At 42.2% G+C, this 14867-nt stretch carries 18 protein-coding genes and 1 other annotated feature; of the genes, 1 reads left to right on the forward strand and 17 read right to left on the reverse strand.

The window, feature by feature from the left end; genetic code table 11:
* Positions 1 to 113 precede the first annotated feature (113 nt).
* The 7 genes from gloA to D7D54_RS03245 form a co-directional block, all read right to left on the reverse strand.
* Complete coding sequence (gene gloA, locus D7D54_RS03215) at positions 114 to 494, reverse strand: lactoylglutathione lyase (RefSeq protein WP_020901768.1); 381 nt, start codon at positions 492 to 494, stop codon at positions 114 to 116.
* A gap of 58 nt (positions 495 to 552) precedes the next feature.
* Positions 553 to 912, reverse strand: a complete 360-nt coding sequence (rplT, locus tag D7D54_RS03220) for a 50S ribosomal protein L20 (protein WP_000124834.1) — start codon at positions 910 to 912, stop codon at positions 553 to 555.
* 51 nt (positions 913 to 963) lie between these two features.
* The gene (gene rpmI / locus D7D54_RS03225; RefSeq protein ID WP_001125943.1) at positions 964 to 1164 is read right to left on the reverse strand and encodes a 50S ribosomal protein L35; all 201 of its coding nucleotides are present in this window, start codon (positions 1162 to 1164) and stop codon (positions 964 to 966) included.
* Between the two features lie 32 nt (positions 1165 to 1196).
* Positions 1197 to 1727 carry a translation initiation factor IF-3 gene (infC, locus tag D7D54_RS03230; protein WP_000848180.1) on the reverse strand — a complete coding sequence of 177 codons (531 nt, stop codon included), beginning with the start codon at positions 1725 to 1727 and terminating at the stop codon, positions 1197 to 1199.
* A 15-nt stretch (positions 1728 to 1742) separates the two neighbouring features.
* Positions 1743 to 1874, reverse strand: a sequence feature (ribosomal protein L20 leader region).
* Positions 1875 to 1946: 72 nt separating this feature from the next.
* Positions 1947 to 4187: a DNA internalization-related competence protein ComEC/Rec2 gene (locus D7D54_RS03235; RefSeq protein ID WP_120718809.1), complete on the reverse strand. Its 2241-nt coding sequence runs from the start codon at positions 4185 to 4187 to the stop codon at positions 1947 to 1949.
* Entirely contained in the window at positions 4171 to 4821 is a 651-nt protein-coding gene (locus tag D7D54_RS03240; protein ID WP_020901767.1) for a helix-hairpin-helix domain-containing protein, read from the reverse strand. The genes D7D54_RS03235 and D7D54_RS03240 overlap by 17 nt, the downstream gene beginning before the upstream one ends.
* A gap of 66 nt (positions 4822 to 4887) precedes the next feature.
* The gene (locus D7D54_RS03245; protein ID WP_020901766.1) at positions 4888 to 5457 is read right to left on the reverse strand and encodes a GNAT family N-acetyltransferase; all 570 of its coding nucleotides are present in this window, start codon (positions 5455 to 5457) and stop codon (positions 4888 to 4890) included.
* Positions 5458 to 5628: 171 nt separating this feature from the next.
* Here D7D54_RS03245 and ald point away from each other — a divergent pair, with 171 nt between their 5' ends.
* Entirely contained in the window at positions 5629 to 6741 is a 1113-nt protein-coding gene (ald, locus tag D7D54_RS03250; protein ID WP_120718810.1) for an alanine dehydrogenase, read from the forward strand.
* 56 nt (positions 6742 to 6797) lie between these two features.
* On the opposite strand, the gene D7D54_RS03255 is transcribed toward ald, so the two are convergent.
* The 10 genes from D7D54_RS03255 to tmk all read right to left on the reverse strand — a co-directional run bounded on the left by D7D54_RS03255 (position 6798) and on the right by tmk (position 14733).
* On the reverse strand, positions 6798 to 7793 hold the full coding sequence (locus D7D54_RS03255) for a PhoH family protein (protein WP_020901764.1): 996 nt from the start codon (positions 7791 to 7793) through the stop codon (positions 6798 to 6800).
* An 80-nt stretch (positions 7794 to 7873) separates the two neighbouring features.
* Entirely contained in the window at positions 7874 to 8089 is a 216-nt protein-coding gene (locus D7D54_RS03260; RefSeq protein WP_001232084.1) for a YozE family protein, read from the reverse strand.
* 8 nt (positions 8090 to 8097) lie between these two features.
* Positions 8098 to 8952 carry an RNA-binding virulence regulatory protein CvfB gene (gene cvfB / locus D7D54_RS03265; protein ID WP_020901763.1) on the reverse strand — a complete coding sequence of 285 codons (855 nt, stop codon included), beginning with the start codon at positions 8950 to 8952 and terminating at the stop codon, positions 8098 to 8100.
* Positions 8953 to 9011: 59 nt separating this feature from the next.
* A complete protein-coding gene (gene frr, locus D7D54_RS03270) occupies positions 9012 to 9569 on the reverse strand; it encodes a ribosome recycling factor (RefSeq protein ID WP_020901762.1) in 558 nt (185 codons plus the stop codon).
* Positions 9570 to 9577: 8 nt separating this feature from the next.
* Entirely contained in the window at positions 9578 to 10315 is a 738-nt protein-coding gene (pyrH, locus tag D7D54_RS03275) for a UMP kinase (RefSeq protein WP_020901761.1), read from the reverse strand.
* An 83-nt stretch (positions 10316 to 10398) separates the two neighbouring features.
* Complete coding sequence (gene trmFO / locus D7D54_RS03280) at positions 10399 to 11733, reverse strand: methylenetetrahydrofolate--tRNA-(uracil(54)-C(5))-methyltransferase (FADH(2)-oxidizing) TrmFO (protein WP_020901760.1); 1335 nt, start codon at positions 11731 to 11733, stop codon at positions 10399 to 10401.
* A gap of 236 nt (positions 11734 to 11969) precedes the next feature.
* Positions 11970 to 12848: a 16S rRNA (cytidine(1402)-2'-O)-methyltransferase gene (gene rsmI / locus D7D54_RS03285; RefSeq protein WP_120718811.1), complete on the reverse strand. Its 879-nt coding sequence runs from the start codon at positions 12846 to 12848 to the stop codon at positions 11970 to 11972.
* A gap of 2 nt (positions 12849 to 12850) precedes the next feature.
* A complete protein-coding gene (gene yabA / locus D7D54_RS03290) occupies positions 12851 to 13168 on the reverse strand; it encodes a DNA replication initiation control protein YabA (protein ID WP_000358228.1) in 318 nt (105 codons plus the stop codon).
* 39 nt (positions 13169 to 13207) lie between these two features.
* A complete protein-coding gene (locus D7D54_RS03295) occupies positions 13208 to 14098 on the reverse strand; it encodes a DNA polymerase III subunit delta' (protein WP_120718812.1) in 891 nt (296 codons plus the stop codon).
* Positions 14095 to 14733: a dTMP kinase gene (gene tmk, locus D7D54_RS03300; protein WP_120718813.1), complete on the reverse strand. Its 639-nt coding sequence runs from the start codon at positions 14731 to 14733 to the stop codon at positions 14095 to 14097. The genes D7D54_RS03295 and tmk overlap by 4 nt, the downstream gene beginning before the upstream one ends.
* Positions 14734 to 14867: the final 134 nt, after the last annotated feature.

Consider the following 14867-nt stretch of genomic DNA (forward strand, 5'->3'; position numbering starts at 1 on the left):
TGACACCTTGTGAGTCTCTCGGGACTCCCCTTAAAGGTTAAATTTTTACTAGTATACTCTTTCAGCTTAAAAAAGTCAAGTAGAAAACGAACATTCCACTTGACTTCATGAGATTATTTTTTACGAATGACTTCGACCTTGTAGCCATCAGGGTCTTTAACAAAGTAATAGTTCGGTGCAGTTCCTGGTAGACCATTAGGCGCCGTTACTTCATAGCCTTTGTCGCTATGTTCTTTATGAAGAGCTTCAAGATCAGGGGTACTGAGAGCGATATGGGCAAACCCATCTCCAACCACATAAGGACCGTGATCGTAATTGTAAGTCAACTCCAACTCATAGTCGTCACCCTCAAGTCCTAGATAGACAATCGTGAAGGCATGATCTGGAAAATCTCTGCGACGCAATTCTTTAAAACCAAAAGCATCTTGATAGAATGCAATTGATTTTTCAAGATTTTCTACTCGTAAACAAGTGTGTAGCATTTTTGAAGCCATATTTTTCTCCTTTATTTTAAAAAAGACTGGGACAATCCTGTTCCAGTCTCATCAGTTATTATTTACCAAGTTTTGCTTTAGCTGCATCTGCAAGAGCTGTGAAAGCTGCTGCATCATTAACAGCCAAGTCAGCAAGCATTTTACGGTTAACTTCGATCTCAGCCAATTTCAAACCATGCATCAATTGTGAGTATGAAAGTCCGTTCATACGAGCTGCCGCGTTGATACGAGTGATCCACAATTTGCGGAAGTCACGTTTTTTCTGACGACGGTCACGGTATGCATAGTAGTAAGAGTTCATTACTTGTTCTTTTGCAGTACGGAACAAGATGTGTTTAGCTCCATAGTAACCTTTTGCTAATTTAAGAATACGTTTACGACGTTTGCGTGATACAACGCCACCTTTAACACGTGCCATGTTTTATTTCCTCCAAATATTTCTTAGAATTGTTTACTTACAGTCAAGCTATTATTTCAAGCGAGTAAGCATTGCTTTGATACGTTTGTAATCTCCTGAATGCACCATAGATGCTTTACGAAGATGACGACGTTGTTTCTTAGTTTTTCCGTGGAAACGGTGAGAAGTGTAAGCACGGAAACGTTTAAGTCCACCAGAACCTGTACGTTTGAAACGTTTAGCTGATGCGCGGTGTGTTTTTTGTTTTGGCATGATTTTTTCTCCTTTATTTAACTTTCTGACAATTATTTTTTGTCAGTCGCTGGCGCCAATTGCATGAACATTTGACGTCCATCCATTTTAGCACGTTGTTCGATGATGGCAATATCTTGAGTTGCTTCAGCAAACTCGGCTAAAACTTTTGCACCAATCTCTTTATGGGTAATCATACGACCCTTAAAGCGAATAGATACCTTAACTTTATTTCCTTTTTCAAGGAATTTGCGTGCATTGCGAAGTTTTGTATCAAAGTCACCCTTGTCAATAGTTGGACTTAGACGAACTTCTTTCACAGTAACAACACTTTGTTTTTTACGTTGTTCTTTTTGCTTCTTCTGGTACTCAAATTTGAACTTACCGTAGTCCATGATTTTTGCAACAGGCGGTTTGGCTTGGGGTTGAATCAACACTAGGTCAACATTAGCGTTATCAGCCAGAGCTTGCGCTTCACTGAGTGGCTTGATACCTAACTGTTCTCCCTCAAGACCAATCAAGCGAACTTCACGTACACGAATCTCATCATTGATGAATAAGTCTTGCTTTGCTATGGTTTTCACCTCTTTTGTTTTATTAGAGAAAAACAATAGCGGACTCGTAAATATACAAGCCCGCACGTTATGATAGCGTTTCTTAGAAACTTTTCATCCGTAGGGCCAGGCAACTTAATGTCACAAGGCGAGAAGCTCTCACTTCTGCTTTTCTCAACTTTTATATGATACCAAGTTTTCTAGCCCTTGTCAAGATAAAAAGTTATTTTTTTAAAAAGTTTCTGCTCATTAATCAACCGTTTCGATTTTCCAACTTTTCCAACCTTTAAACCGTATAGCTCCATGCTGATCAGTTCGATAAACTTTGCTATTGATATCTTCCAGTCGTGTCAAGGTTTCCTGATGGGGGAGTTTCGTTCGATTGTTCTTTCCAACTGAAATGAGAGTCATCTCTGGTTTGAGCTGTTCTAAAAAGGCTGAACTTGATGACTTTTTAGAGCCATGTTGGCCAGCTTTCAAAACATCCACTTTCAAGTCTGGATAGTGCTTCAGCAAGTCCTTCTCTCCTTTCTCCTCCAAATTTCCAGTGAAAAGGAAGTTTTTATCCAAGAGTTTTCCATACAAAACCAGGGAATCTTCATGATCTCCATCTCCAATTTTCCTTAGAGATAGGACTTCTAACTGACTTCCAAAAATTGGCAAGTTTTCTCCCAATGACACACTACGAACCTTGGTTTGAGTCGCCTGTAGTTCTGCCACAAATTCCTTCTGTTTCAGACTGCCTTTTGATACTAAAATTTCCCCTACATGAAAAGCCTTGGTCACCTCCAACAAATCTCCAACATGCTCCTTGTCCGTATTTGTCAAAATCAGCTGGTCAATCTTGGCTACTCCACGACTTTTGAGATAGGGAATCAAGGTTCGCTGAGCATTGCTAGTCATCGCTTTTTCTTGCCATTTTTCGATTTTCTTATCAGATTCTGCCTTGCCACCGACATCTATGAGAATGGTTTTACCAGTTATATCCCGTAGGAAAATACTTTCGCCTTGCCCCACATCCAGCATGGTGATTTCATTTTCCAGTGGATGCTTGGTAAGGAAAAAGAGACCTGTAATCAATAAGCTCAATACTGTTAGCCTTTTAATGTTTTTCCTCAAATCATAGACAAAAGCCAAAGAAATTAACAATAAGATTAAAAGCCATGCATTGGGTTGTCCAAAGACCAGAGGTCTACTTGCCAGCTGCGAGACCAAGCGAATCATTCCCTCCAACCATTCAAAAATAAAATTCAGCTGAATGACTGGATAGAGAAAGGAAAGGGCAAATAAGACAGACAAGAGCGGTAAGAAAACCAAGTCAAATAGAAAGGAAAAGACAAAGGTCAAAAGGATGGACCAAGGTTGAAATTCTGCAAAATAGAAGGATAGAATAGGCAATATGCCCAAGGAGATGACTAGACTTTCTCTGGCAACAGCCTTGAGCCCCTCCCCTTCTTTGCTGATCATGGTCAAGATAAAAGCATAAGCACAGGACAAGACTCCTCCTGCAGTCAGGAAAAAGTTGGGCATGATGATAAATAGGACAAGGACAGTTAAGGCAAAATTATCCAATCCCTTAACACCATGTTGGGCCAGTAACTTTTGCAAGAGACTGCGAATGACCGAAGCTGAAAATCCTGTCAGGCCTGCATAGATAAGGGAAAAGGGATAAGTCAGCCATTTCAACTTTTCTTGGGTCAATCCCAATCGCAAGAGTAGTTTCTTAAAGCCATCCATGAAAAATCCTACCTGCATGCCCGACAAGGCAAATAGGTGGATAATTCCTAGACTGGAATAAAGCTCATTCATCTCCTCAAAGTCTGTATCCAGATGTCCTAATAGAAGCCCCGTCATGTAATTGCGCATAGGATCTGGAAAATGCGCCTTAATCCAAACTACAGCCTTTCGACGTAAACTGGATAGGTTTTCACCTATATCCCAACTGCCAACCTTTTGAAGTGACTGGATTTTTTTGATATTGAGAGTCTGGTAAATCCCCTGAGTCTTCAGATAGGCTTGATAGTCAAATCCACCAAAATTCCTCTGCCCCTCTGACTCCGAAAGATTCCCTTCTAGTCCTATCTCATGAAGGTCGGTTAAAGCTTGAAAGGCTTCTTTCTCCTCCTCGGACTGGAGTTTATAATAAACTTGAAAAATGCGTCCATCAGACTTGCCACGAAAGGATAGACTGTCACCATTGACCTTAATAGTGTCAGGTAAAATCCGTACCCTTTCAACAGAATCCGCCAAATTTTGACTCGCTCGACTCTGTTGCCAATTTTGAAACAGAAACCAGAAACCAAAGATTCCGCAAATCACTAAAACTTTTCCAGCAGATTTCCAAGGAAATTGAATAAAGAGACAAACTAGCAAAAAAACGAACCCCAACAAAGCAAGATAGGATGCTGAGAAAATGGCGTAGTAAAGCCAAAGTAACAGAAAACTCAGGTAAATTAGGGGAATGGGGAAATTCTTAATCCACTGTAACATAATCTTTTAGCTTTTCTATTGTCTTGGCACCAATTCCAGAGACCTTCTTGAGTTCATCAACCGACTTAAATTTCCCATTTGACTCACGATGGTCGATAATATCCTGGGCTCGTTTGCCACCTAATCCCTTGACCTGTTTAAGCTCTTCCAGACTGGCCTTGTTGATATTGACCTTCTTTTCCTTGCTTGTTGAAGAAGCTGTCCCAGAAGCAGTCTGTTGACTAGCTACTTCTTCTCCCTTAGTTGGGACGTAAACCAGAGCCTCGTCACTAACTTTCTGAGCTAGATTGAGCGACTTGCTATCTGCTTGATCTGTCAAGCCACCTGCCTTCTGAACAGCGTCATTGACCCGACTACCAACTGGCAAGTCATAAATACCTGGCGATTTAACAGCACCTTTGACATCTACTGTGATTAGATCTTGTTCAAGGGGTTCTTCCTTTTCTTCCTTCTTCACCTCCTTTTCGGATACCGAATCCTTGTAAACAGTTGCAACTTCTGCCTGCAAATTCGTTTCTTTGACAGGTGTGTGTGGAGCTGGTTTTAGCAGAAAAAATCCGCCGATAAGCAAGCCCAGACCAGTACAGATGACGATGATTTTATACTCTTTGATTTTCTCGATAATTGCTTCCATATTTTCTCCTCTCTTAGATTATTCGTAAGAGGAAGAAAAAACAGTTGAAAATTTCTTCTCAACTGCTTATTTATTTGCAAAATAGTCTTCCTTGGTCAAGACATAATGAACTCTTGTAACGATTCGGCCTTTTTCATGCTGGTCCATACAAGCATAAGGTTCTTCGTGAGAAAAATGCATGCCTGATTTCTCCATGACCTTTCCTGACGCGGGATTAGCCTTATCGTATAAAGCAACTAACTTATTCATTCCTATCTTCTCAAAAGCTAGCTCAATTACGGCACAATTGGCTTCTGTCGTTAATCCTTGATTCCAATACTTTTTATTGATAATGTAGCCAATAGCTGCCTTCTTAAGAACAGAATCAATCTTGTGCAAATCAATGGTTCCAATAAATTTGCCATTGCATTTCAGTTCAATTCCCCAACGGCCTAATGGATTAGCTAGATAGAACTGAGCAATATTATTCTTGGTTTCTTCCAAGCTTTGATTGGTTGGAAAAGTGTAGCGCGTATTTTCTCTGTCCGAGGCATAGTCAAACATTTCTTCCGCATCATCCAAGGTTACAGGTCTAAGCAATAAACGCTCAGTCTCGACTATTGGATACTGAGCTAGTTTTAAAAAGATTGATTCCATACTTCTCCTCCATTTAAAAATATTTTCTACCAGTCTAGCATAAAAAAGAAATGATAACAAATTTTTCTTGCTTTTTAAAGCGGTTTCATATAGAATAAAATCATCACCTTATTTTTATAGATAATGTGATAAATCATTTACAACCCGTCAATAGAAAGGGAGTTTTTCTCTATGTTAATCGGAATTCCAAAAGAAATTAAGAATAATGAAAACCGTGTTGCCCTCACACCTGCTGGTGTCCACAGCTTAGTCGGTCGTGGTCATCGCGTCCTTATCGAAACAAATGCTGGTATCGGTTCTGGCTTTACTGATGCTGACTATCAAAAGCAAGGAGCTGAGATTGTTTCTACTGCTGCTGAAGCCTGGTCGGCCGAGTTGGTCGTCAAAGTAAAAGAACCACTAGCTTCTGAATATGGTTACTTACGTGACGACCTGCTTCTCTTCACCTACTTGCACATGGCCGCAGCGCCTGAATTAGCAGATGCTATGTTAGCAGCAAAAACAACTGGTATTGCCTATGAAACTGTTCGTGATTCTCAAGGTCAGTTACCACTCCTCGTTCCTATGAGTGAGGTTGCAGGCCGTATGGCAGTCCAAATCGGAGCCCATTTCCTAACTAAGCAAGCAGGAGGTTCTGGTGTCCTACTTGGGGGTGTACCGGGTGTGCCTAAAGGAAAAGTAACCATTATCGGTGGCGGTGTCGTCGGAACCCATGCTGCCCGAATTGCCCTTGGTCTTGGTGCTCAAGTAACCATCCTTGATATCAGTGCTAAACGTCTCTCCGTTTTAGAGGAGGTCTTTGGCCACCAAATTCAAACTCTCATGTCCAATTCATTCAACATCGAAGCCAGTGTGAGAGATGCGGATGTGGTAATCGGAGCGGTTCTCATCCCTGGTGCCAAGGCTCCAAAATTGGTGACAGATGAGATGGTCAAGCAAATGCGTCCAGGATCGGTCATCGTTGACGTTGCTGTTGACCAAGGTGGCGTTATCGAAACAGCTGACCGTGTGACAACGCACGATGAACCCGTCTATGAAAAACACGGTGTGCTCCACTATGCCGTTGCCAACATCCCCGGAGCGGTTGCTCGTACTTCAACCATCGCCCTAACCAATGTCACTCTTCCTTATATCGAAGCTTTGGCTGGCAAAGGATTCTCACAAGCAATCTCTGAGGATGAGGGCTTGCGCCAAGGTGTGACCACTTATCAAGGTTACTTAACCAGTCTTCCAGTAGCCCATGGTCTCGAAAAAAAACATACTCCAATTGACGAACTAGTCTAACAAATCTAATTATCAGATAAAAGAAAGAGCAAGTCCACCTGAACTGCTCTTTTTTGCTATTCTATTTCTTCTTGACTTTCTTCACTCTCTTCATTTTTAATTGGAGCTGGTTCATAAGCTCGGATAATCTGAGCGACAACTGGATGGCGAACCACATCCTTGGCTGAAAAATGAACAAAGTCAATCTGGTGAATGTTCTTGAGTTTCTCTTGAGCATCAATCAAACCGGACTTGACATTACGTGGTAGGTCAATCTGACTGATATCTCCATTGACAATCATCTTAGAATTAAAACCTAAACGAGTCAAAAACATCTTCATCTGCATGATGGTCGTATTTTGTGCCTCATCGAGAATGACAAAGGCATCATCCAAGGTTCGTCCCCGCATATAGGCAAGGGGCGCAATCTCGATAATTTCACGCTCCATGAGACGAGTTGTTTGGTCTTTTCCCAGAATCTGATACAAGGCATCATAAACAGGTCGAAGGTAAGGATCTACCTTCTCCTTGAGATCGCCTGGAAGAAAACCTAGACTCTCGCCAGCTTCCACTGCTGGACGAGTTAGGACAATCCGCTTGACCTGCCCACGTTTAAGGGCTGTCACGGCTAAAGTAACTGCAAGAAAAGTCTTCCCTGTCCCTGCGGGCCCAATTCCAAAAGTCACATCATGCTGTTTGACACTGTCCACATAAAGCTTTTGCCCTAGGGTTTTGACACGAATAGGTTTACCAGTATTATCCTTGATGATTTCTTCTTCGTAAAGGGCGACAAACTTGTCGATTTCATCGTTTTTGACCATGTTAATAGCCGTCACCACATCTGGCGTACCAACGGTCATCCCACGGTTCACCAAGACCATCAAGGCTTGGATAATCTGACGGGCTTCCTCACATGCAGCTTCTTCTCCCAAAACCTGGACAATCTCCGTACGGGCATGAATCACCACATCAAGCTCTTCTTCCATCAAACGAAGATGGCGTTCATTGGAACCAAAAAGATGAAACAGGTCATCTGGATGACTCAGTTGAATGTCTATTGAATGTTCCTTCAAATAAAGAACCTCTCTAATCCTTTTATTTCTTTTTATTATAGCAAAGAGAACAATAAAATACTAGCCTCATCTCATTGTCTCTAGTGTTCTAAGTATTCTTGCCAGATAGCATCAAAGTCTCCTAGGTTGAAAGAGAAACTAGCGTGTTCCTCCAAAAAACGACTCACCTCATCAAAATCATCTGTGTGTTTTGGAAAAGCCGACTCTTCAAAAGCAAGATCTGCCAAGATAGCCTTGGGACTGTTACTTTTAGGATTGCGCTCAGTCATGAGCCAAGTGTAAAATGATTTTCTCATATGTCTCCCTAAATCAACTCTGTACCAAACTGGTCTTGCTTGATTTTACCAGCCTTCATCAAACCACCGAGTGCTTTCTTGAACTGACCTTTAGAAATGCCAAAGGTTGCTTTGATGTCGTCTGGAGATGACTTATCATTTAAGGTCATGAAACCGCCATTGCTTTCCAAGTAGGTCAAAATCATCTGAGCATCATTTTCCAGCATTTCAAAGGAGCGTGGTTTGAGGGAGAGATTCAACGTACGGTCTACCTCACGGAAACCAATGACACGCGCATCTAATACTTGCCCCAAACGTGGCTCTGCGTAGCGCTCACTAGGATGGATAAAGCCAAGCATATTATTTTCTGGTAGGTAGACAAAGGTTCCTGACAGCTTGAGACGGTAAACAATGGCTGGCCAGTTTTGGTTCTGCATGTTGTTGTAAGCAGGACGAGCCAGACGTTGGAAGTCTTCTTGATAGGCCAAGAGTCCCCAGATACGGTCTTTCTTGTCCACTTCAAGACGTATGTAGAGTTGGTCGCCCTTCTTAGGCCAGAGTTCCTTAAGCTCAGGGAGAATATCGAGTGACACAACGATTTCCTTATCAGGAAGACCTGTATCCACAAAGACACCCAAGTCCTTACGAACTTCCGTTACAGTCCCCCAACCAAATTGGTCCTGAGTGGCAGTCACTTCTAGAGTTGTCAGGCGGAGTTTTTGCTTCATATCCATGTAGGCAAAACCTTTGACCGTATCCCCTACTGTATGTTGACCTTCTTCCTTAGCAAGAGCATAGGTTTGACCATCCTTTTGCACAAAGTAAAAACGGTCATTTTCATCGATGATCAGTCCAACGATAAAACTTGCAAGATTTGTATTCATATTTCCTTCTTTCGAATAAAACTCAGCCAGCAATGCCAACTGAGTTTTTCTGTTTATTTTTAGACTTCCAAAAGTTCTTTCTCTTTGTTGGCAGTCATGTCGTCGATGTGTTTGACAGCATCGTCTGTTACTTTTTGAATGTCTTTTTCAAGAGTCTTCAATTCGTCTTCAGTGATTTCTTTTGCTTTTTCTTGCTTCTTAGCTTCATCCATAGCATCGCGACGGATATTACGAACAGCTACTTTAGCATTTTCGCCGACCTTCTTCACTTCTTTAGCAAGGTCACGACGAGTTTCTTCTGTAAGAGCAGGGATAACCAAGCGAATCACAGAACCGTCGTTAGCTGGTGTAATACCAAGATCAGAAGCGTTCAAGGCACGTTCGATGTCTTTCAATGAAGACTTATCAAATGGTGTTACCAACAAAACACGCGCTTCTGGAATCGTAATTGAAGCGATTTGGTTAAGAGGAGTTTCTACTCCATAATATTCTACATGTACACGGTCAAGCAAGCTTGCATTGGCACGACCGGCACGGATACCACCAAATTCACGAGCAAGTGATTGGTGAGACTGGGTCATTCTCTCTTTAGCTTTTTCAATAATTGGGTTAGCCATAATCTTTCTTATTCCTTTTCTTCGATATTATTTGAAACTGTTGTTCCGATATTTTCACCAAATACGACACGTTTGATGTTGCCTGGTTGATTCATGTTAAAGACAACCAAGTCAATGTCGTTATCCATTGAAAGGGTTGAAGCTGTTGAGTCCATGATACGAAGACCTTTGTTGATAACATCACGGTGGGTCAATTCTTCAAACTTAACGGCTGTCTTGTCTTTCTTAGGATCAGCATTGTAAACACCATCGACGCCATTTTTAGCCATAAGGATGGCATCCGCTTCGATTTCAGCTGCACGAAGAGCCGCTGTTGTATCTGTCGAGAAGTATGGTGAACCAATTCCAGCACCAAAGATAACGATACGGCCTTTTTCAAGGTGACGAAGGGCACGTCCACGGACATAAGGCTCTGCCACTTGTTGCATAACAATGGCAGTTTGCACACGCGTATCGACACCAACTTGTTGCAATGAATCTGCCATCACAAGAGCATTCATAACAGTCCCAAGCATTCCTGTGTAATCTGCCTGAACGCGGTCCATTCCTGCTTCAGCAGCAGGTTCTCCACGCCAGAGATTTCCTCCACCAATAACAAGGGCAATTTCGATACCTAAGCTATGAACTTCTTGAATCTCTTTTGCGATTGTTTGAACTGTTTGGATATCAATCCCTACGCCACGTTCACCGGCAAGGGCTTCACCTGATAACTTGATTAAAATACGTTTATACTTGGGATTCGCCATTTTTACTCTCCTTTTTTCATCCTACCTATTTTATCACAATTTCTAAGATTTTTATAGTATCGTGAGCAATTCTTTCAAAAAAATTAGACAGTCAAAAATTCCTCTAAGTCAGCAAGAGCACGCTCTGCAATTTTTTCATAACGAGCCTTCTTATCACGGATACGCTCACCTTCCAACTCCTTGATAATTCCGAAATTGACATTCATTGGTTGGAAATGTTTGCTGTCGGCATGGGTGATGTAATGAGCTAAGCTTCCAATCGCTGTCGTCTCTGGGAAAATAGCCTCGCTTTCTCCCTTGAAAAGACGAGCTGCGTTAATTCCCGCAACTAATCCTGACGCTGCGGACTCTACATAGCCTTCCACACCCGTCATTTGACCAGCAAAGAAGAGATTTGGTTGTTTCTTAGAACGGTAAGTCTGCTCAAGAAGATTTGGTGAATCCATGTAAGAATTGCGGTGCATGACACCATAACGTACAAACTCCGCATTTTCAAGGCCTGGAATCATTTGGAAGACACGCTTTTGTTCTCCCCATTTGAGGTGGGTCTGGAAACCGACGATATTGTATAGGCTACCAGCCGCATTATCCTGACGCAGCTGAACCACCGCATAAGGTGCTTTGAATTCTCCATCACGAGGTCCTGTGTAGTCGTCTGGATACTCAAGACCGACTGGTTTCATAGGACCATAAAGCATAGTTTTAATGCCTCGTTTTGCCATGACTTCGATAGGCATACAGCCTTCAAAATACTTTTCTTTTTCGAAAGAATTGAGCGGAGCTTCTTCCGCATTGACCAAGGCTTCATGGAAATCCATAAATTCTTGCTTGGTCATTGGAGCGTTGAGATAAGCGGCTTCTCCCTTATCATAACGAGACTTGAGATAGACCTTGCTCATATCAATAGTGTTGACGTCGATAATAGGCGCTGCCGCATCGTAGAAATAGAAACCATCGCCGTCATTAAGGGCATGAATCTTTTCAGCCAAAGCATCGCTAGTCAAAGGACCAGTAGCAACAACTGTGATTACATCAGTCGGTAAATCTGTAATTTCATCACGAACCACTTCAATCAAGGGATGGTTGGCAACTTTTTCGGTCACCATTTGGGAGAAACCATCACGGTCCACCGCAAGGGCACCACCAGCAGGAACTCGTGTAGCTTCAGCAGATTCCAATATGACAGAACCCAAGCGACGCATTTCTTCCTTTAGGAGCCCAACAGCATTGGTCAAAGCATCCCCACGCAAGGAATTGGAACAAACTAACTCAGCAAAATTGTCTGTTTTGTGCTGAGGTGTTGACTTAACACCACGCATTTCATAAAGTTTAACTGGAATACCACATTCTGCGATTTGGTAGGCTGCTTCAGAACCTGCCAAACCAGCACCGATAACATTGATATAAGATTGAGACACGACACTAATACCTATTTGGGAGTGTGAAGACAAGTTTCACATTGAAAAAGCCAATCGGACTTACTTCGCTTTCGAGTTTCTTGGCTCAGGCTGAAAAAGTCAACAGGACTTACTTCGCTTTCGAATTTCCTGGCTCAGGCTGAAAAAGTCCCCCGGACTTTTTCACTCCCACAAATCTTTCTAATTTTTTCTTCTACTAGTATAACAAAAAAAGGGAAGAAGGCAAACTTCCCTGTTTAGTCATTTTCTTGATTTTCTTCCCAGTCGTGGTAGGCAGCGTATAGCTGGCTTTTATTCCACTGGTAAATCTTAGCGACTTCCTTGATAGCTTGGTTTTTCTTCATGCCTTGCTGGATGCGTACTTGTATTTCTGAAAACAAGTCCTCCTCGTCCTTTTCCTCCAAATCTTGGCTAGCACCTTCAACGATGAGAAGGCATTCGCCCTTAAGTGGCGTTTCAGCAATGCTTTCTAATAACTCAGAAATGGTACCGCGTTGATATTCTTCATAGATTTTGGTCAATTCCCTGACCAAGACGACCGAGCGGTTACCGTAGACTTCTAGCATATTTTCCAACGTATCTGCCACACGATGAGGCGATTCATAAAAAATTTGTGTTTCTGGATAGTCTTTTTTCGAGTCGAAAAATTGCTTCTGCTGGCCTGATTTTCTGGGTAAAAAGCCGTAAAAGATATGTGGCTGTGGCGCTAAACCACTGGCAATCAAGGCAGAAATTCCTGCAGAGGCACCTGGAACGGTGACAACTGCAATTTCTTCCTCAATAGCTGCCTTGACCAAATCATGACCAGGGTCTGAAATACTAGGCAGACCTGCGTCGGAAACCTGAGCAATACTTTGTCCTGCTTTCAGGAAACCAATCAAATCAGGAATTTTTTCCTTGGCATTGTGCTCATGAAAACTAATCTGCTTGGTGGAAATATCAAAATGCTTGAGCAAAAGACCAGTATTGCGCGTGTCCTCAGCAGCAATCCAGTCCACTTCTTTCAAGGTCTGGATAGCTCGAAATGTCATATCATCTAAATTACCAATCGGCGTTGCCACTAGGTACAGCTTACCATAGGGAGACTGCCCCTTAAAACTTTTTTGAATCTGCATGCCTACTCCCTGTATAACAACTCATCACAGAACATACATTCCTCGTCCTGCTCTCGACGTTGTCCATAAAAATCATTACATACGTGAAATCCATCACGGTAAATGCGACGGACACTTTCGCGAACATGTTTGGCCTTGACAGGAGCATCTGCTTCCACCTCACCCAAGCGTTCGCGCAACTTACTATTTTCCAAGCGAAGAGCTGTATTTTCCTCTACCAGGCTCTTGAGATTTTTCTTGATGGCTTCCACATCGGCCAAGGTTACCAATAACTGTTGGGAAAAATCGTCCAGCGCGTCAAATAATTCTTTTTTGTCCATAAAACAGCCCTTTCCTTTCTTTATCATTCATTTTTAAGTTTATATTTCTTTCAAGACCAGATATTCTATGGCATTTTGAAAGCTGACATTAGCTTGCCACATTTTTCTAGCTTCTAGCAAATCTTGTAGAATCACTCTAACTCTTGCTTGCAGGAGGTCCTGCCCACAGAGGACTTCAAGAATCCGTAAAACCTGATCTTGTTTTTCCTTATCATCTGCCAAGTTGGCTAATTTAGCAACCTGCAGATAACTTTCTTTTTTCTTAGCCACTAACCAAGTCAGCAGGCGTTCACTTTCATCGACCAAGGTCCAAAAGCCTGCCTGATTAGCCAACTTTTCTGCTTCAGCTCGTGATTGACTAAACTGGGCTAAGAGAGTTGCTTTTTTCTTAACCAGCCCCATTTGTTCTAAGAGCAAGATGAGTTTTTCTTCTTGCTTTTTAAAGTGGAAAATCTGGGTCCGACTTCGGATTGTCGGTAAGATCTTTTCCTCATCGCTAGTTAAGAAGAAAATGTAAACCTCACTCTGGGGTTCTTCGATGACCTTGAGCAAAGAATTGGCTGCATTAGGGTGCATTTTCTCAGCTTGATCGATAATAAAGACCTGCTGCTGGCTTTCAATCCCTGCTTGAGAAAACTGCCCCACCAATTCTCGAATGCGTTCTGTCTTAATGACCTGATTAACTGGTTTAATCAAAGTGACATCGGGAAATTCTCCCTGTTCAATCAGTTTACAATTCCGGCATTTCTCACATGGTAAAACACCTACTTTATCTGTACAAAAGAGGCCCTTAGCTAAAAATTGCGCCATTTCCAAGCTTCCAAAGAAACCTGAAAAGAGATAGGCATGATTGAGCTGATCTTGTTCTAGGATACGGACAAAGCGGTCAAACTGATCTGGTTGCCAGGCCTTTAGTTGTTCTTGTTTCATTTGGCCAAGCCCATTCTATCAAACAAAACTGCCTTGGTAGTTTCCACAACTTGCTCCAAAGGAAAACTAGCATCAACCTTGACAATACGACTTCCTTCTTTGTCCAGAAGAGAAAGGTAGCCTTGACGGACTTTTTTATGCAAGTCCAACCCTTCCAAGTCCAAACGATTGACCTCACGATTGCTATTAGCAGCAATGCGAGCCAGCCCTTCTTCCACCTCGATGTCAAAATAGAGTGTCAAATCAGGTTTAAGGCCATCTGTCGCAAACTGATTGAGCCAGTTAATCGCTTCAATATCTAAGCTACGACCAAATCCCTGATAGGCAACTGAACTATCGATGAAACGATCCATAATGACCAACTTGCCAGCTTCAAGGGCTGGAAGAACTTTTTCCACCAAGTGCTGTCTGCGACTGGCAATATAGAGAAGAAGTTCTGTCTTCGCATCCATCTGAGTATGACTTGGATCCAAAATCACTTGACGAATCTTCTCCCCAATCAAGACTCCGCCTGGTTCACGAGTCGTCAGCACCTCTACCCCTTTTTCCTCTAAAATTGGTAACAGAGCTTCTAAAACACTGGTCTTTCCTGCTCCCTCTGGTCCCTCAAGAGAGACTAAAAATCCTTTTGACATGTCTAACTCATTTCTTTTTTACTACTTCTATTCTATCAAAAAAATAGGGGTTTGTGACAATCTTTTTGTCTTCTCATTTAATACTCAATGAAAATTAAAGAGCAAACTAGGAAGCTAGCCGCAGGTTGCTCAAA

Source organism: Streptococcus chosunensis, assembly GCF_003626515.1.
Lineage (GTDB): Bacteria > Bacillota > Bacilli > Lactobacillales > Streptococcaceae > Streptococcus > Streptococcus chosunensis.